Source organism: Gracilibacillus boraciitolerans JCM 21714, assembly GCF_000521485.1.
Lineage (GTDB): Bacteria > Bacillota > Bacilli > Bacillales > Amphibacillaceae > Gracilibacillus > Gracilibacillus boraciitolerans.
Genome location: NZ_BAVS01000004.1, coordinates 124577 through 142002, shown reverse-complemented (window position 1 = coordinate 142002; position 17426 = coordinate 124577). Strand labels below are relative to the sequence as shown.

Annotated in this window: 21 protein-coding genes and 2 pseudogenes; 18 read left to right on the top strand and 5 right to left on the bottom strand. The window is 34.8% G+C overall.

Annotated elements, in window-relative coordinates:
- Positions 1-41 precede the first annotated feature (41 nt).
- On the bottom strand, positions 42-203 hold the full coding sequence (locus JCM21714_RS05275; protein ID WP_369403473.1) for a DUF4305 domain-containing protein: 162 nt from the start codon (positions 201-203) through the stop codon (positions 42-44).
- A 1-nt stretch (position 204) separates the two neighbouring features.
- Positions 205-915, bottom strand: a complete 711-nt coding sequence (locus tag JCM21714_RS05270) for a CPBP family intramembrane glutamic endopeptidase (protein ID WP_035722396.1) — start codon at positions 913-915, stop codon at positions 205-207.
- A 256-nt stretch (positions 916-1171) separates the two neighbouring features.
- Here JCM21714_RS05270 and groES point away from each other — a divergent pair, with 256 nt between their 5' ends.
- The 9 genes from groES (at position 1172) to JCM21714_RS05225 (ending at position 8838) form a co-directional block, all read left to right on the top strand.
- Positions 1172-1456 (top strand): co-chaperone GroES, encoded by a 285-nt coding sequence (gene groES / locus JCM21714_RS05265; RefSeq protein ID WP_035722393.1) that lies wholly within the window; start codon positions 1172-1174, stop codon positions 1454-1456.
- Between the two features lie 64 nt (positions 1457-1520).
- Entirely contained in the window at positions 1521-3167 is a 1647-nt protein-coding gene (groL, locus tag JCM21714_RS05260; RefSeq protein WP_035722391.1) for a chaperonin GroEL, read from the top strand.
- Positions 3168-3674: 507 nt separating this feature from the next.
- Entirely contained in the window at positions 3675-4238 is a 564-nt protein-coding gene (locus tag JCM21714_RS05255) for a hypothetical protein (protein ID WP_035722387.1), read from the top strand.
- 62 nt (positions 4239-4300) lie between these two features.
- Positions 4301-4639 carry an uberolysin/carnocyclin family circular bacteriocin gene (locus JCM21714_RS05250; protein ID WP_035722385.1) on the top strand — a complete coding sequence of 113 codons (339 nt, stop codon included), beginning with the start codon at positions 4301-4303 and terminating at the stop codon, positions 4637-4639.
- A 678-nt stretch (positions 4640-5317) separates the two neighbouring features.
- The gene (locus tag JCM21714_RS20990) at positions 5318-6355 is read left to right on the top strand and encodes a hypothetical protein (RefSeq protein WP_235182630.1); all 1038 of its coding nucleotides are present in this window, start codon (positions 5318-5320) and stop codon (positions 6353-6355) included.
- A complete protein-coding gene (locus JCM21714_RS05235; protein WP_035722379.1) occupies positions 6342-7052 on the top strand; it encodes an ABC transporter ATP-binding protein in 711 nt (236 codons plus the stop codon). Before JCM21714_RS20990 ends, JCM21714_RS05235 begins: the two co-directional genes overlap by 14 nt.
- Entirely contained in the window at positions 7045-7587 is a 543-nt protein-coding gene (locus JCM21714_RS05230; RefSeq protein WP_035722377.1) for a stage II sporulation protein M, read from the top strand. The genes JCM21714_RS05235 and JCM21714_RS05230 overlap by 8 nt, the downstream gene beginning before the upstream one ends.
- 2 nt (positions 7588-7589) lie before the next feature.
- A complete protein-coding gene (locus tag JCM21714_RS20985) occupies positions 7590-7820 on the top strand; it encodes a DUF5970 family protein (RefSeq protein ID WP_084040581.1) in 231 nt (76 codons plus the stop codon).
- 673 nt (positions 7821-8493) lie between these two features.
- Positions 8494-8838, top strand: coding sequence for a hypothetical protein (locus tag JCM21714_RS05225; protein ID WP_035722375.1), 345 nt, complete (start codon positions 8494-8496; stop codon positions 8836-8838).
- Between the two features lie 22 nt (positions 8839-8860).
- Here the strand turns inward: JCM21714_RS05225 and JCM21714_RS05220 are convergent, their stop codons facing one another.
- Both JCM21714_RS05220 and JCM21714_RS05215 read right to left on the bottom strand, forming a co-directional pair.
- The gene (locus JCM21714_RS05220) at positions 8861-9256 is read right to left on the bottom strand and encodes a hypothetical protein (protein ID WP_035722369.1); all 396 of its coding nucleotides are present in this window, start codon (positions 9254-9256) and stop codon (positions 8861-8863) included.
- The gene (locus JCM21714_RS05215) at positions 9253-9981 is read right to left on the bottom strand and encodes a hypothetical protein (protein WP_035722366.1); all 729 of its coding nucleotides are present in this window, start codon (positions 9979-9981) and stop codon (positions 9253-9255) included. The genes JCM21714_RS05220 and JCM21714_RS05215 overlap by 4 nt, the downstream gene beginning before the upstream one ends.
- A 352-nt stretch (positions 9982-10333) precedes the next feature.
- On the opposite strand from JCM21714_RS05215, the gene JCM21714_RS05210 reads away from it, so the two are divergent.
- The 7 genes and pseudogenes from JCM21714_RS05210 (at position 10334) to JCM21714_RS05190 (ending at position 14465) form a co-directional block, all read left to right on the top strand.
- Positions 10334-10522, top strand: a complete 189-nt coding sequence (locus tag JCM21714_RS05210; protein WP_035722365.1) for an S-Ena type endospore appendage — start codon at positions 10334-10336, stop codon at positions 10520-10522.
- Complete coding sequence (locus JCM21714_RS23785; RefSeq protein WP_369403475.1) at positions 10513-10800, top strand: S-Ena type endospore appendage; 288 nt, start codon at positions 10513-10515, stop codon at positions 10798-10800. Before JCM21714_RS05210 ends, JCM21714_RS23785 begins: the two co-directional genes overlap by 10 nt.
- A complete protein-coding gene (locus JCM21714_RS05205) occupies positions 10754-11260 on the top strand; it encodes an S-Ena type endospore appendage (protein ID WP_035722364.1) in 507 nt (168 codons plus the stop codon). Before JCM21714_RS23785 ends, JCM21714_RS05205 begins: the two co-directional genes overlap by 47 nt.
- Positions 11229-11654 carry a BMQ_0737 family morphogenetic spore coat protein gene (locus JCM21714_RS05200; RefSeq protein WP_035722361.1) on the top strand — a complete coding sequence of 142 codons (426 nt, stop codon included), beginning with the start codon at positions 11229-11231 and terminating at the stop codon, positions 11652-11654. The genes JCM21714_RS05205 and JCM21714_RS05200 overlap by 32 nt, the downstream gene beginning before the upstream one ends.
- A gap of 227 nt (positions 11655-11881) precedes the next feature.
- Positions 11882-12094: pseudogene (locus JCM21714_RS20980) on the top strand (cupin domain-containing protein); the annotation flags it as partial.
- Between the two features lie 6 nt (positions 12095-12100).
- Entirely contained in the window at positions 12101-13540 is a 1440-nt protein-coding gene (locus JCM21714_RS05195; RefSeq protein WP_369403474.1) for a DEAD/DEAH box helicase family protein, read from the top strand.
- Positions 13541-13724: 184 nt separating this feature from the next.
- Entirely contained in the window at positions 13725-14465 is a 741-nt protein-coding gene (locus tag JCM21714_RS05190; RefSeq protein ID WP_035722409.1) for a Fic family protein, read from the top strand.
- A gap of 145 nt (positions 14466-14610) precedes the next feature.
- On the opposite strand, the pseudogene JCM21714_RS05185 reads toward JCM21714_RS05190, so the two are convergent.
- Positions 14611-14951: pseudogene (locus JCM21714_RS05185) on the bottom strand (winged helix-turn-helix transcriptional regulator).
- Between the two features lie 129 nt (positions 14952-15080).
- Here JCM21714_RS05185 and JCM21714_RS05180 point away from each other — a divergent pair.
- Both JCM21714_RS05180 and JCM21714_RS05175 read left to right on the top strand, forming a co-directional pair.
- Positions 15081-16055, top strand: a complete 975-nt coding sequence (locus tag JCM21714_RS05180) for an aldo/keto reductase family protein (protein WP_035722359.1) — start codon at positions 15081-15083, stop codon at positions 16053-16055.
- A 90-nt stretch (positions 16056-16145) separates the two neighbouring features.
- Complete coding sequence (locus tag JCM21714_RS05175; RefSeq protein WP_035722357.1) at positions 16146-17165, top strand: aldo/keto reductase; 1020 nt, start codon at positions 16146-16148, stop codon at positions 17163-17165.
- Positions 17166-17426: the final 261 nt, after the last annotated feature.

Below are 17426 nucleotides of genomic sequence, written 5' to 3'. Positions count from 1 at the left end.
TTTCCTTATCCTTAGTTTTTTGATACGAAAGTGTAAATTGATTAATCGAATGGCGACAACAAAATCAATCGTAGCAAAAAAGCTAATGCGATCGTAATAAAATTGAATAAAGTTTCTTCTGCAGATTGGATTGCAATATAGGTGAACAATGACCCTAGTCCAATATATAATATAGCAGAACGCAATGGTGAAATTCGCATCATTCTAGTAGCCTCCAGTAATAATCAGTTGTAGCTGTTCTAGCTGTTTCAATTGCTGTTCAATTTGTTCAGGATCTACTGAAAATTGTACAATAACAGCGAAGGTATTTATTGCCATATGAGCGATAATAGGAACAATGATTCGTTTAGTTTCTACATATAGGAAGGCAAAAACCATTCCCATTGCTGTATAGATCAATAAATGACTAAAATCCTGATGCACCGCAGCAAAGATAACGCCTGATAACAACGCGGCAAAAAAGAAGTTCATTCTTTTGTGTAAGCTACCGAAAATTGCTTTTCGAAAAACAAGTTCTTCTAAGATAGGCCCCAATACCGAAATAATCACGATAAATATCGGAGCTTGTCTTGCAACATTCATTAGGTCCATCGTATTTTGTGAACCGGGTTTAATTCCAAACACAAAGGTTTCAATTGTTACAGCTACCCATTGTGTGATAATTACAAGGAAGGAACCTAAAACACTCCAAAGCACAATGTTACCGATGTTTTTTTGATCCGATTGGAAAAATGCTGCTATCTCATCTCTTAAAAAATAAATAGAGATGATAAGAGCTAAAGCAAAAGTTGCAAGAGACCAGCCAACTAAGAAAAATTGAGGATTTTCAATCAGTTCAATAAATGGCACTACCAAATAAACAGAAAGCTGCATAGCAACGTAAGTTATAATAAGGTAAATATATTTTTTAGGCAACGAATAACGACTCCCTTACATTCTTTTTTATTTCATGATACGTATTTTAACATAAAAATAGAATAAAAATGAATTAGTTCGTCTACATATAGAAGTATGTGGAATTTTTCAAATAAAAAAATTTGTTAAATTACCACTAAAATACTTGCAAAAGTATTCAGATTTCATTATTATAAGAATTGTGTTAGCACTCTTCTATGATGAGTGCTAATAATCGAAAAATAATGAATGAGAAATTCAAGGAGGTAACAAAAAGATGCTAAAACCATTAGGTGATCGTGTCATTATTGAGCTTTTAGAGCAAGAAGAAAAAACAGCGAGTGGAATTGTTCTTCCAGATTCTGCGAAGGAAAAACCACAAGAGGGTAAAGTTGTAGCTGTTGGTTCTGGACGTGTAGCAGACAATGGCGAGAAAGTTGCACTAGAAGTAGAAGAAGGTAACACTATTATTTTTTCTAAATTCGCTGGTACAGAAGTGAAATATGAAGGGAAAGAATACTTAATTCTTCGTGAAAGTGATATTTTAGCAATTGTTGGCTAAGGTAACGAAGATCTTTAAAGAATAAATAACATATTTTTTGAAAATTTCAAGGAGGTTTTTAACAATGGCTAAAGAATTAAAATTTAGTGAAGACGCACGCCGCGCAATGCTTCGTGGTGTAGATACACTTGCAAATGCAGTTAAAGTAACATTAGGACCAAAAGGTCGTAACGTTGTATTAGATAAGAAATATGGTTCACCACTAATTACTAATGATGGTGTAACAATAGCAAAAGAAATCGAATTAGCAGATAAATTTGAAAACATGGGTGCACAGCTTGTATCAGAAGTTGCTTCTCAAACAAATGATGTAGCAGGTGATGGTACTACTACAGCAACTGTATTAGCGCAATCCATGATCCAGGAAGGTCTTAAAAACGTTGCATCTGGTGCAAACCCAGTTGGCGTACGTCGTGGTATCGAAAAAGCAGTAGAAGTCGCTACTGAAGAGCTTCGTAAGGTTTCTAAACCAATTGAAAGTAAAGAATCAATTGCACAAGTTGCGGCTATTTCTTCTGGTGATGACGAAGTAGGTCAATTAATTGCAGAAGCTATGGAACGTGTCGGTAAAGATGGTGTTATCACCATTGAAGAATCTAAAGGATTCAACACAGAACTAGAAGTAGTGGAAGGTATGCAATTCGATCGCGGTTATTCTTCTCCATACATGGTAACAGACCAAGATAAAATGGAAGCAGAGCTAGAAGATCCATACATTCTAATCACGGATAAGAAGATCAATAATATTCAAGAAGTATTACCAGTACTTGAGCAAGTCGTACAACAAGGTAAACCACTTCTATTAATTGCGGAAGATGTAGAAGGCGAGGCTCTTGCTACATTAGTAGTAAACAAATTACGTGGCACATTCAATGCAGTTGCTGTAAAAGCTCCTGGATTCGGCGACCGTCGTAAAGCAATGCTAGAAGATATTGCAACATTAACTGGTGCAGAAGTAATTACAGAAGATCTTGGTTTAGATCTTAAAAACACAACCATCGAACAACTAGGTCGCGCTTCTAAAATTGTTGTAACGAAAGAAAATACAACAATCGTTGAGGGAGCTGGTAATCCAGAACAAATTTCTTCACGTGTTGCACAAATCCGTGCACAAGTAGAAGAAACTACTTCTGAATTCGATAAAGAAAAATTACAAGAGCGTCTTGCAAAACTTTCTGGTGGTGTTGCGGTAGTTAAAGTGGGTGCTGCAACTGAAACAGAATTGAAAGAACGCAAACTACGCATTGAAGATGCTTTAAACTCCACACGTGCAGCGGTTGAAGAAGGTATTGTATCCGGTGGTGGTACAGCACTTCTTAACGTATACAAAAAAGTAAGTGAACTTGGACTTGAAGGTGACGAAGCAACAGGTGTAAACATCGTGCTACGCGCATTGGAAGCACCAGTTCGACAAATCGCAGAAAATGCTGGACTAGAAGGTTCCATCATTGTTGAACGTCTAAAAGGCGAAAAAGTTGGCATTGGTTATAATGCAGCAACTGGCGAATGGGTAAACATGATCGATGCAGGTATCGTCGACCCAACAAAAGTTACTCGTTTTGCACTTCAAAACGCAGCATCTGTAGCGGCAATGTTCCTAACTACAGAAGCAGTCGTAGCTGACATTCCAGAAGAAGGTGGCGGTGCCCCTGACATGAGTGGAATGGGCGGCATGGGCGGCATGGGCGGCATGATGTATCTGTCCTTCTAAGCCTTGATAGATAAGGATTTGTTGGTAAGATGAGAGTCAAATGCTAACATAGTGCAACAAAAAGTAATAGCACCTGTCTTTATGACAGGTGCTATTACTTTTGTAAACTTCGCATTAATAGACCAAATTTCTGGGAGGCGTCTTTTTTTAATTCTTTGGTAACGTGTAAATATATATTTTTAGTCGTATGATCGTCAGAGTGCCCTAAGCGGTCCATGATTTGCTCTAAGCTAACTTTTGCTTCTGCAAGTAATTGAAGTATTTTACGCTTACAGATATATTGCGGACTTGTAAAATGACCACCTAAGTCTCTGTTGAATATAAGCGGTCTAGTTTGAGAAATCGCTCACTATACCACTTTTGTAAAAAGGTTTATTTTCAGTATTTTAGCAAATACTGTTGTAAACTATTATTAATTATTGTAGTATATGTATAAACTAACAATAAAATACAATTGAATAGTTTAAGGTATTTTATAAAATTTAATACATAGGAGGGGGGGAATATATGAAGTACAAAAGCAGATGGATAATTTTAAGTTTAGCAGTCATAACATTATTCAATCTATTCTTCCAATACAGCGTATATCAAAAAACTCTAAATCTATTTTGGTCTACTTCTGACGATAAAGAATATTTACATTCTACAATTAATAGTATGATTTTTGTTTTTCAAGGATTCTCGATTTTTGCTTCTTTAATAGCTATATTAATTGGATCATTAGTAATTTCATTTATTGGTTTTCTTTTAGATATAAAGAAAACGAGAAAAGATTATTTGTTTGTTTACACCTTAACTTCATTATTTGTTTCGTTTAAAGTCGTCTTAACGGGTGCGATTAATTTGAGTGGCTTAACCACTGATACCAACGACATTGTAATATTAGGAAACCAAAGCGTGTTATCTCAAGTATTGGACCCGTTTTTGTGGTTAGGTGTTGTTTTGTTTTTTCTTTTAGGTATAAAAACTTTGTCTTCTAGCAAAAATAAAGTATTTATCCTCACTTTAGTATACCTGTCTCTTAAATCTATTAATATCCTATCTTCTTATTTTTTACATTATATAGTTTAGTAAGCTGAAAGGGGGGGGTATTAAACTATATATATAAAAAATAAAGATTGGAGTTGAAATAAATGGTAAACAACTTATCTAACAAATATGTATTTATGATTGCTATTATTGGTTTAGCATTTGCTACACTATCTTCAATTGCTTTCATTAGTACTTTACAAATTAGTATTGGAGATACTGCTTTATTGGCTGGAAACTCACATTTAGCTAGTACATTGGGTATTTCCGCTTATGCTGCTAAAAAGGCAGTTGATATTATCGATGCCGCGTCAGCTGTTGTGTCAATTATTTCGCTTATTGGAATCGTAACAGGGGGGGCTGGAGCTATTTCTTACGCTATTGTTGCTACAGCTAAATATATGATTAGAAACTACGGGAAAAAGTATGCAGCTGCTTGGTAATTAGAACTCTCTAATTACCTCCCCCTCTCCTTTATTGACAAAAGAAAAGGTGTGTTTAATTTGCAATACAATCACTCATTATATTACTTAATAAGATACAATACTATATCTAAAACAAGAAAGATATTAGATGATTGGGAATTAAGAAACACAAACTTAAGAAGAGTTCTAATTTCAATACCATTTATTTTGCTTTCAGCTTCCATATTAATATTTTTCATATCGTTTAACTTGAGCAATAAATTTCCACTACCTAAAGGATCATACTCTTCATTACTAGTAACATTTATATTTATAGAGCAAGTTCTTTCTTCTATGAGCTTTTTTAAAAACAATAAAAAAATCTTTTTAAAAGATGAAAGGAAAATAATCCATCAAAGAAGAAGCGTAAGGATATTACAGTTTAAATCCGCATTAATATTAAAAACTTTCTGGAAATCTATCTTAACAAGTTTTTTATTTTTGTTACCCATTTTACTATCTTTGTATTTAACAGATAATTCAGAATTAAAATTAATCACATTGCCACTTATAATAATTATGAACTTTCTCATAAATTTTTTATTTTCAATGCTTTTTGCTTATATTCCGTATATAGTTTCAATTATCTGGTCGAAGGCATTGAGATCAATCTTTATAAAAATTGTATTTTTTATTATTAATTTAATCGTACCAATAATGATCGGATTAATTCTTTTTTACTTACTAAAAAGATTTGATGTAGTACAGTCTTTATATGAAATATCTACTTCAACAATATTTCAACATCTAAATAATGTGGTTCCTTACCACCTTTTTTATAATCACATTATTACAGCAATAATCACTATTTTTGTTGCTACAATTGTTTGTTTAGCCGTTTATAAACTTTGGGATAGATCTCTTAATAAATACGATTTAATCGAATACACAGAAATTGATAACCAAATTTATCCTAACAAAATGAAAATTGATCGTAAAAACAAAACATACTATAGCATATTACAAAAAGATAGAGCTTTTCTTTTTAGGATGGAAGGTTATTTTTTTAATAACTTCGGCAATATGTTGTTTCTAATTATGTTATTTTTAGGGTTTGGATTTCCTTTTATATTGAAATATTTTGAGGATTATCCAATTCAGGCATCGCTTTTATTAGTTTTTGTAATTTCATCCTTGTTTTATCAATTAGTAGGTGATGCTATAAAAATAATTCTCTCAGTGGAGTTAGATTTAAAGAATTTTCACCTTTTTCACTCAAATATTTCTAATTTATGGCAGTTAGCAAGGCCGAAGTTAACAAATTACAATATAATCGTTTGCTTATTATCAACATTCCTTTCACTAATTTTATTGTTTTGGCAGTCTAGTCAAATATTACTTCACTTTGTATTTTTAGTTATTTTATTGTCTAATGGATTTTTACATGGTCTTATACAAATAAGTAGTATAATATTATATCCTAAACTTAATTGGGAGCATCTATATGAACTCGGAGAATCTAGTAAAGCAAAAACATTTACTAATATTTATGAAGCTTTTGTTTTCGTCTTCAATCTTCAATTAATAGGAATTGTTGGATTCCTTTTGTATAAATTTAAAAATATGTCTTTGGTAATACTTCTCAGTTTTACCCTAATAATAGTTATTTTCACCATTCTAAATTATATATTTTCTATCCTATATTTAAGGAAATTAAATATGAATGAGAGGTACGTTATTGATGATAGAGATTAAAAATATAGAAATGCAGTTTAATAAAAAGGTTATATTAAATGACTTTAACTTACAAATAGAAAAAGGAGATTTCCTCGGAATTTTAGGAACTAACGGGGGGGTGGGGGGGAAAACTACTTTATTAAAGATAATTATGGGGGGGATGATAGTTCCGAATAAAGGAACAATTATTATAAATGGTGAAGTACAACATATTACAAACTATTCCTTACAAAATAATATGGGTTTTGTTCCCGATCATGCAATTTTGTATGAATATCTGACAGGAGAAGAGTACTTACATTTTGTTGGTGGAATGTTTAAAGTATCAAATGAGAGAATAAAAAAATTTACCGAAACAGTACTAAAAGATATGGGATTGATTGATGTAAAGGATAAATTAATCAAAACATATTCTCATGGGATGAAACAAAAAGTTTCAATCGCCTCTTCTCTAATACATGAACCTAAATTTTTATTATTGGATGAGCCACTTACTGGAGTCGACTTAATATCAGGTAAGAATATCAGAAATTTTCTTAAGCAGTACACCGAGAACGGTAATACTGTAATTATCACTACACATTTATTAGAACTAGCACATTCCATATGTAACAAAATCGCAATAATTCACAAAGGCAAATTAGCTAAAATAATTAATGTTACTGATTATGATTTGGAAAAATTGGAAAAAGAAGTGGAAAGTATATATGTATAAAACATTTCCTTTTCTTTTAAAAAATAATTGGGTATTATTGATATTAGTTATAACAGTATTTATGTTGGGAGTGATTAACGGTGTGTATTATTTTGACCAATTAAATGGAAGTGAAGATTTGAATACAACACCAGGGGGGGTTATACCCTTATTAGTAAATAACTTAGTAGCTTGCTTTTTGATTAGTTCTGGTTTTTTTACCTTTGGTTTAACTTCGATTATATATTTGTTTACAAATGGTATGATACTTGGAGAATCAATAGTAAACAAATCTGATTACAGTACTATAGAGATTCTTTTATTGATATTACCTCACGGAGTCTTTGAAATACCAGCTTTACTATTGAGTGGTGTTATAGGCTTTAAAAGTATCTCTTTCCTTATACAATATTTCACCAACAAGAAAGTAGATACTTTCATAAAAAGCTACTTTTTAAATATAGCACTGTTAAGTTTAATAGTAATACTTTTAGTTATTGTGGGTGGTGTTATAGAGACATATTTGACCCCATTATTCGATGTAGAAAGGATATAAAAATGAAGAAATCAGTTGAACTATTGTATCTATTTGGCATTCCTTTGATTTTCCTGTTTGGTATAATAGTTTCCAATTACTATGCATTCTTGTTGCCAGTTAGCACTTTTGGATTATTTGGTCTATACATGTTTTTATTCAGTCCTTTCAAGAAAAAATATATAAGATTTTTATTCCTATTTGTATTTCTTTCAGGTATGATTAGTAGTATTTTTCTTTACTTAGATTTATAACTATTTGAAGAGGAGGTTTTTAGTGAGCTCCCTTGTATTTATAGTCATAGTATTAGTTCTTTTAGGAATATTATTTTGGCCAAGTGAAAAATAATACCTTTCCTAACTTAATTATATAATGATAATGACTCACTTTGTAATATTTAGTTTCATTATAATTTTTCACTTATTTTACTTGGATTTCAAAGAAAATCCAAATAAATCTAAGTTAAATAAGTGACCGAAAAGTGACCGGGAACATTAAAAGTTACTAGAATGAAAATATTATAAAAAATAAAAAATGTTAATTTTAAAGGTTTTATATGAGCTATTTATAGTTATTTGTTGATGTATACTATGGGCGGCATGATGTAATAGCTGCTCACAACCCTTTCAATATAGCATTTGAGAACAATTTGAATGGATATTGACTGGTTTTTAACTAAACTTACAAGCCTCTCAAGAGTTTATAAACTTTTGGGAGGCTTTTATTTCTTAAATTTGTAAAAATGCTGGAGTTACGTCAAGAAAGTAGACACTTTTTTAACATAATAAACTGAATATTAAGACTGTATTAATGCAACGCTAGTGAACTTGAATAAATGACAGATTTAAATTTGCTATGTCACTAGTCCATACCAATTCCTCTAATTTATCATCTACTAGTAAGGACTAAGAATATAGGAGGAATATTATGAGTTGTTGTCCAGAACCACAGATTGTTACGGTCACAACGTGCAATACGTTTAATACGGATCAGGCTGCTGGAGACACCCCCCCCGGTCCGGTGCTTATTTTTTCACAGGCGACAGGAAGTCCATCAGGGTACGTTACGTTAACAAATTTTAATGCGAGCGGCGATGATGCAAATGTTAGTACGGATAGTACAGGCTTAAATATCATTGCCACAGCTAACCCTGATAATAGCGTTACTGTGTATGTGGAAAGCCTTCAAGAACTTTACGTTTTCTCTAGCACAACAGGTATACAAGTCTTAGGTCAAGTAACCGTTCAGGCTATTCAAACTTCACGGCCATAAAAAAGCCCTCTTAGGGCTTTTTTTACCATTCTTCTTTCAACGATAAGGTGGATAGTATTTGATTTGACCCAGAAATAGTCTCCACTACAAGAGTAATTGGATCAGTTCCGGCAAGCTCTAAATCAAGCAGTTCAGATGAAGCAAGTACACGGTTTCCTCCACCACCGGCGGCAACTCCTTTAAAAACACTGATTCCTCCTACGGGAATACCAGGAGTTAAATTCACTTCCAGTGCGGTCTCATTTGCCGGAATGCCGGGAACTGCCCCCCCATAAACTCCTGCAACAGTCCCACCAAGAATAACTTCATAAAATAAAGGAGCTGCCGGTGCAAGATCGAGACTTTGAAGTTTGACACTTACTGAGTTCGTACGGTTTGACCCAGCTGGAAATATAGGTTTTCTACGGAAGCTGATCAAAGCCTGGGTTCCAGAAGACGGGGGGGTGTGGTGCTTCGGGAAGCAGCCGTAATTCTAAATTCCGGATTGACGTTTCCGATAATGCTGTACTGTCTTCCAGATACAAAAAGCTCTAATGGGTTCCCATCCGTCCCACCATTATCCGCCTCTCCTCGTAACGGTAGGTTCGGATCTGTGAAGCTTGTTTCAGTGAGTGGTTTTAAACGGTGTACAGTGACAACCTCCTGAGCAAGCGTCTCAGGGTTCTGCACGACTACCCGATATTCAATAACTCCATAACCATACCATGTAAAGACAATTTGAAAAATATTACCATTTGCTAAATTCAACGTAACACCGCTCGGTCCTGTGCCGTCTAATGGATCAACGTTCCAATTATTCTGATAGACAATAGTTTCATTAAAAGCTGGTGGGGGGGGTGTTTGATTTTGCCTTCTCAAAGCAACAAAAATCCCGGTACCATCCACCCCCCCGAAATAGGCGCCATTTTGGTCATCAAACATTCCCCACCTCATAACCTGGTCACCAATTGGAATACTGTTTGTCCGGATACCTATTCCTGCCTCAGCTGCAAACCCTGCAAGATAGCGACCACGCTCAATACTTTGCAAATAAGAAACATCTGTCCCAACTGCTCCGGTTGTAATAACATACTCAACGGAGTTATTTGTTACTGTTCCTACAGTAGTATCCCTTAATTCAGATAACCCATAAACTGATTTCAACTCTACTATTGTATTTTTTCTGATACTCTCAATTCATTGAATTGAGAATTCAATTCTGGACCGATATTTGTCAACGTAGAAGATTCTACAACATCTACCGTGCTCACACAAATACATCGACCATCATATCCACAACATGAACAAAAAGCCATAGTACCATCACCTTTACACTTTTTTTAATTACTATATTCTATACTTATACATTCGTGTCCATACTTATCTCAATTTTCTTAAGTGTACTATTCACTAATTAAAAATCCACTTGAAAATGATGGATGTATGTAATCTCCCCCAATCATATTTCAACAAAAAACATAGAATGATTTTAACAGCTTTTTAGGGAGGTTTAGATATGGTTAGTTGTTTTTGCCAAGATAATGGGGGGGAATCGTTCTATTCAGATGATATTTGTGGAAATTTCACAATCCCTTGTGACCAAGAACCTGAGACCATTTGGCAATCCGATTTAATCGTGACCGGAACCATAAGTGTCTATTATTCCAAAGGGTGTGCTGAAGGCTCCTCGTTGATATTCTACTAGACGGAATCATCCAACAATCATTCATCGTCCCCCCCTTAGCAGTAGAAAGCGCCTACGGGAATACCCGTTCTTTCACGGTTCGAGAGTTTAATGAAATTCAGATCACTTGTAGCGGAGAAGGGGGGGAGGAAAGTTGTACGGGGGGTGTATTGTATAAATGTCCACTATCTCATCGATTAGTAAATCTAAAATCCCTGAGGGTAACAAGTATAAACGAAGGAAGGAGATTTTATGGACGACCAAGAAAAATGGTGCATAACCACTCAACAAGTGTATGATTGGATCACTCTCCCCCCCCTGACCATCCATCGATCTGTACGCCTTCCGTATCCACAAAGAAGGGCAAGGGATGAAGTTTGTGGGAACTTTTCCGAATTAACCGAAGAATTTACAACATTATGGGAAACAGATGTGGAAAATGTTTCAGGGACAGTCACCCTCTCGCTAGTGACCGGTACCTTGGATGATATTATTTTATCCATTAATGGAGGGATAGTAGTAACAGGAAACAGGCAAATCTTCACTAAATTTTTCCCTTCTCTATCTAGTATTGAAATTAGAAGTAAGTCTGAAGCACCGGTTACGGCAGGTAGGTATTGTCTGGAATTAGAATATTCTTTAGACATGGAGGAAGAGGGAAGTAATTGGTCTGAGGATTCGATTACCGGGGGACTGCTATTTTTCAGACCAGTTCGGAACCCCCCCCTTGGATCACGATTTAATTGTGAATTGCGATGAAGTCAGCCATAGGAAAAACATAACTGTAACTCTTCGACCAGGAGAAAAGATAGACCTGCAAGAAATCACCGTGCGTTTTGATGGTTTTATTAGCTTCAAATTTGATGAAGGAAATTGCTTATGTGTCATTCCCTTTTGTAGCATTCAAAAGGTTTTACTTTGTGCCCCTGATGGAACTCGTCTTAATTGTAAAACTTTATCAGCTGATTGTTTCATTCAACTGGTTAAAAAAGGAAATGGTGAGATTCATGTTGATATTGAGCTTCATTTATGCCAATCTATACAAGTACTGAAGGAGGTTCATATTGCGTTAAATGCAAAGCAATGTAATCCTCGAAGAAACGAAGCTAATCATTACTCAGATAAGTACAAACGTAAAATGTGGAACCAGTAAAGGATGACGGAAGTTATAAAACAAGTAGGTCTCCTCCTTGTATTAATTAATTCTTTTGACTTTACTAACAACCTTTCTCTGTTCCCTATATTTTCACTTTCTGTACAACCAACTAATAAAAGGATGGTCATCATAATATCAGTGCCTCTTCCATTGTACTAAAACTTTAGTATAGCGGAGAAAAGGTATCACTTCTGGACTATTTGAATAAGATTACCGCACGAATCACCGACAGGGTATTCATTGTTCTGGATGGTGAAGTAACCATTGCATTCCGTGACGGAGAGGTTAGACTCACAAAAGGCGAAATGTACATAATTCCAAAAGGTAGGGAGCACAAACCTCATGCTGAGGAAGAATGTCACATTATGTTAGTGGAGCCAAGGGGGGGTGTATTAAACACAGGAGATAATGCTGAAAACGACATAACTGCTGAAAATATTGACATGCCAAAAGAAATGGAAATCGAATTAAACCAAGGTATACAAATTCCTATAAATTCATTACCTAATAAGATACTAATTGAATTACAAAAACTAGCGACATTTGGAAATCCAGCATTTTTCAAAGCGCAAACAAACCGCTTTTCCACTCATCGTATTCCTAGAAGGATTGATTGTACACAATTAAATGACAATGTGCTTGTATTACCAAGAGGTCTAATAGAACAAGTGAAGGAGATTTTCTCTACATATAAAATATCTCTTAATGTACGAAACAATCAATTTGCAGGAAAGTATATTGATACTCAATTTTCTGGGCAACTTACTCCTCAACAAGAGGATGCGGTTACTTTTATGGTTAATTATGATAATGGGGTATTAGCAGCAGCTACTGGTTTTGGAAAGACGGTGATAGCGGCAGCATTAATTAGTAGAAATGAAACCAATACACTCGTAATTGTGCATCGCACACAATTAGTTGAACAATGGAAAGAGAGATTATCGACTTTTTTAAACATCCAAATAGAAGAAATTGGCCAAATCGGTGGTGGGAAAAATAAACCAAGCTTTAACATAGATATAGCAACGATTCAATCGCTTAATCATAATGGTATAATAAAACCTGAATTATATCATTACGGACAAATTATCGTATACGAATGTCATCACATTTCTGCTGTCAGCTTTGAAAAGGTGTTAAGAGCCGTACGAGCAATGAAAGTATATGGTTTAACAGCCACTCCAGTTAGCAAGGATGGATTGCACCCGATAATATTTATGCAATGTGGACCTATTAGATATAAAACAAATAATAAACAGCAAGCCAATAATCGATCGTTTAAACAAACTCTTATTAAAAGAGAAACATCATTGAAAACGAAGGAAACGGATATACAAACTATATATTCTTTGTTATCTGCTAACAAAGAACGAAATGATATGATTTTTAATGATGTTCTAAAAGCTTTAGAGGAAAAAAGATCTCCTATCGTGTTAACGGAACGTATAGACCATGTAAATGAGCTGTATAAGCTTTTTAAGGGATTTTCTAAAAATATTATTGTTTTATCAGGAGCAATGAGGAAGAAAGAACGGAAACAACGGAAACAAAGGCTTGAAGAGTTAATCAAATTACCTGATAGTGAGGAAAGATTGTTAATTGCAACAGGAAAATATGTAGGAGAAGGGTTTGACGATGCTAGATTAGATACACTCTTCCTTACGATGCCAATCTCCTGGAAAGGAACATTGCAACAGTATGTAGGACGGCTTCATCGGGATCATTATGATAAAGACGAAGTGAAAGTATTTGATTATGTAGATTCCGAGGTAGAGATTTTACAGAAAATGTTTGAGAAGCGTTTAAAGGGATATAAAACTATTGGTTATAGTCTAAATGGTGAGAACAAAGAAGATAATAGTCAACAAATTCAGTTATTTTAGTATTTAAAAAGTGAACATTTGCTAAAAGGTATTTTTAAGCATGATTTCTGATATTAATGAAACGGAAAAAAAATTTGGAATGCTTTTAATTAAATATTTGATTAAAATTGGTTTAAAAGGTATATTCAGAGCAACGATGGTATTAACAGTTTAACTACATGTTTCAGTGAAAGAGGTGAAGCAAATATTCAAACATATTGATCAAAAGAAGGAACATCTTGATGCCAATTGGGCGTTACCAAAATATACTTTAAAAAGCTTACTTGAAAAGTTATTTCTTGAATGGACATATAATACAAATGCAATTGAAGGTAACACCTTAACTATCAACGAAACGAAGGTAGTTCTAGAAGGGATTACCGTTGGTGGTAAAACTCTAGGTGAACATTTGGAGGTTATTAACCATCGGGATGCCATAAAGTATGTAGAGGAGATTGTACAAAAAGGTGAAGCTTTGTCGGATTGGCAAATCAAGAATCTACATCGTCTTGTACTAAAAGGAATTAATGATGAATATGCAGGCGTATATCGGGACCAGCAAGTTTTTATTTCTGGTGCTAAACATATACCTCCAGCTCCCTTCCTTATAAAAGAAGAAATGGAGCAGTTGATGGCATGGTATGAACAAGCAGAAACGAAAAAATTGCATCCAATTGCTCGTGGAGCTATGTTACATGCCATTTTTGTTGGAATTCACCCTTTTATTGATGGAACTGGTCGGACATCACGTTTGTTATTAAATTTAGAGCTCACGAAAGATGGTTTTCCACCAATTGTTATTAAAGTGGGAAATCGTTTAGTTTATTATGAAGCATTAGATAGAGCACATACACAAAAAGAGTATGATGACTTTATTAAGTTAGTCGCGGGCGAAGTAGAAGATTCATTAAACTTATATTTAAGTACAATAAATAGAAACGTCTAGTAAAATATGCAGTAGAGTTGTCAGTTCTAAGATATCCCTATATCATTTTTTATTTGATATGCTAATATTTTGCTAACGCTTTCCCATAAAAAACGGTTCATTCACGTTAAAGATGTTACAGAAAGAATTTAAACAGCCTCTTATATTACGTCCATTGAGCCCCCCCCATAGTTTCATTTCTTTTAAAATTTTATGAAGAGCATGTCCTTTTTCACTTAAAGAATATTCAACGGTAACTGGTACGGTTGGATATGCCGTTCTGATAACGATTTCATTTCTTTCCAAATGACGCAGTGTATCGGTTAACGCTTTTGGACTAATATTATTAATTGCCTTTTGTAGTTCTCCAAATCGTTTTGTCCCTTCAAATAATTCTCGTAATACGAGAAATGACCATTTTCCCCCCCCAATAATATTTAGTGCTTTTTCAATTGAACATTCTACTGCATTTTCCACTAAAGTTCCATCCCCCCCCACCCTGTATATAGTTACTATAAATTTTATACTAGCTAAACTAATCTTTATTATATCAAAAATAATTCAGTACTTGAAATGAATATTCTTACTATTTATAATAAGGACACTAGAAGCGAGATAATGAAGGAGTGTTTCAAAATGAAGTATCGTCGATTAGGTAATAGTGGGTTAAAAATAAGTGAAATTGGACTTGGTAGCTGGCTAACTTACGGTGAATCGGTAGGAAACCAAAACGCCATTGATTGCATTCATCAGGCATATGAACACGGTATTAACTTTTTCGATACTGCAAACGCATACAATCAAGGTGAAGCTGAAAAAGTGGTTGGTGAAGCCCTTAAGCCTTTCTCTAGAGAAAGCTATGTGCTTGCAACGAAGGTGTTTTTTCCTATGGGAGATGGTCCGAATGACCGAGGTCTTTCAAGAAAGCATATCATGGAGCAATGCGATGCGAGCTTAAAACGTTTAGGTGTAGACTATCTTGATCTTTATCAATGTCATCGATTTGATGAAGAAACGCCAACAGAAGAAACACTACGTGCGTTAGACGATTTAGCTCAGCAAGGAAAAATATTATATTATGGTGTTAGTGAATGGACGGCAGCACAGATTACAGATGCTGTACATATAACAAAAGAAAAAAATCTACGGCCGCTTGTTTCAAATCAACCGATTTACAACATGCTCGTACGCTATATTGAAAAAGAAGTTTTACCAATTTCTGAAAAGGCTGGGATTGGACAAGTTGTCTTTTCACCTTTAGCCCAAGGGATTCTTACAGGTAAATATAAACCAGGGCAAGAGATCCCTTCTAACACCCGTGCGGCTAATGAAAACATTAATCGCTGGATTAAAAGCTATTTAAACGATGATGTGTTAACACGAGTTGCGCGCCTGGAAGGAATTGCGAATGATTTAGACATTAAATTGTCCCAATTAGCTGTTGCCTGGATTTTAAGACAGCCAGGAATTAGCGCTGCAATTATTGGAGCAAGCCGCCCTGAACAAGTAACGGAAAATGTGAAGGCTTCTGAAGTTGATCTTTCTAATGAAGTATTAAATGAAATTGAATCTATCTTAAAAGAAATTGACGGATTTGTACCAATTTGGTAAAAGGGTGAACGACCTGGTATTACTTTCAGTCCTCACGATTTTAAATAAAGTCAGGGTTAAACTAAATATTATATTAGGAGTGATGAATCAATGGAATTTCGTTATCTAGGAAACACGGGTTTACAGGTCAGTGAACTTTGTCTTGGAACGATGACATTAGGCCGTGAAACGAGTGAAAAGGATAGTTTCAGCATTTTAGACCGTTATGTCGAAGAAGGCGGAAATTTCATTGATACTGCCGATGTCTATAGTCGTGGTGGTTCAGAAGAAATCGTCGGTAAATGGTTAAAGAACCAAAATCGTGATGACTATGTTGTCGCAACAAAGGTTCGTTTCCCTATGGGTGAAGGACCGAATGATGTTGGGTTGAGCAGAAAACACATTATCTCTGGTGTTAAAGAGAGTCTGCACCGACTTGGCACCGATTACATTGATCTTTACCAAGTTCATGCATGGGATCCGCGAACCCCCCCTTTGGAAGAAACATTAAGCACGTTAAATGATCTTATTCGTGAAGGACTTGTGCGTTATATTGGGGCAAGTAACTTTAAAGGCTGGCAGCTTCAAAAGGCAATCGACTTAAGTAAACAAAACGGTTGGGAAAAGTTTGTTTGCCTGCAACCTCAATACAATTTGATGTGTCGTGCTACCGAATACGAATTAATTGATGTTTGTGAAAATGAAGGATTAGGCGTCATTCCATGGAGTCCACTTCGCGGAGGGTGGTTGAGCGGGAAGTTTACACGGGACATGGTTAAGCCACCTGAAAATTCTCGTATATCTGTTGCTGAAGAAAAAGGTTACAGCGAGACATGGGATAAGTACAATAACGAATTTACATGGAGTTTGTTAGATACGTTATATAGTGTTGCAGAAGATGCAGGTAAGACTCCAGCACAGGCAGCAATTAACTGGCTTCTAAACAGCCGCGGTGTTACGGCACCGATTATTGGGGCACGTACGATGGAACAGCTTGAAGCTAACTTAGGCTCTGCTGGCTGGAATTTAAATAATGATCAATTAGAACGCTTAAATAAAGCAAGTGAATTGTTTGTAAGTTATCCTTACGATATTGATGCCATAAATCAGCGCTCCAAAGGCAGAGAGTAAAGGAACACCTATCTGTATTACTGAGCAACACTTCCTTTAAAATTCGTTTAATATAGTGACGACATATCGGGACTTCAAGAAGAGTATAGCGAAAAAAATTGAGATCACTTTAAGTGGTCTCTTTTTTGAGTTTGATTTATTTCAATTTTTTTATACTATAATTGTGAATATAATTGATATCCTGTTGGATAATAAGGTAAAAAGGGAGTTTGCGCGATGCCTAACTATATCCCTTATCTGTTCCTTACTATTATAAGTATA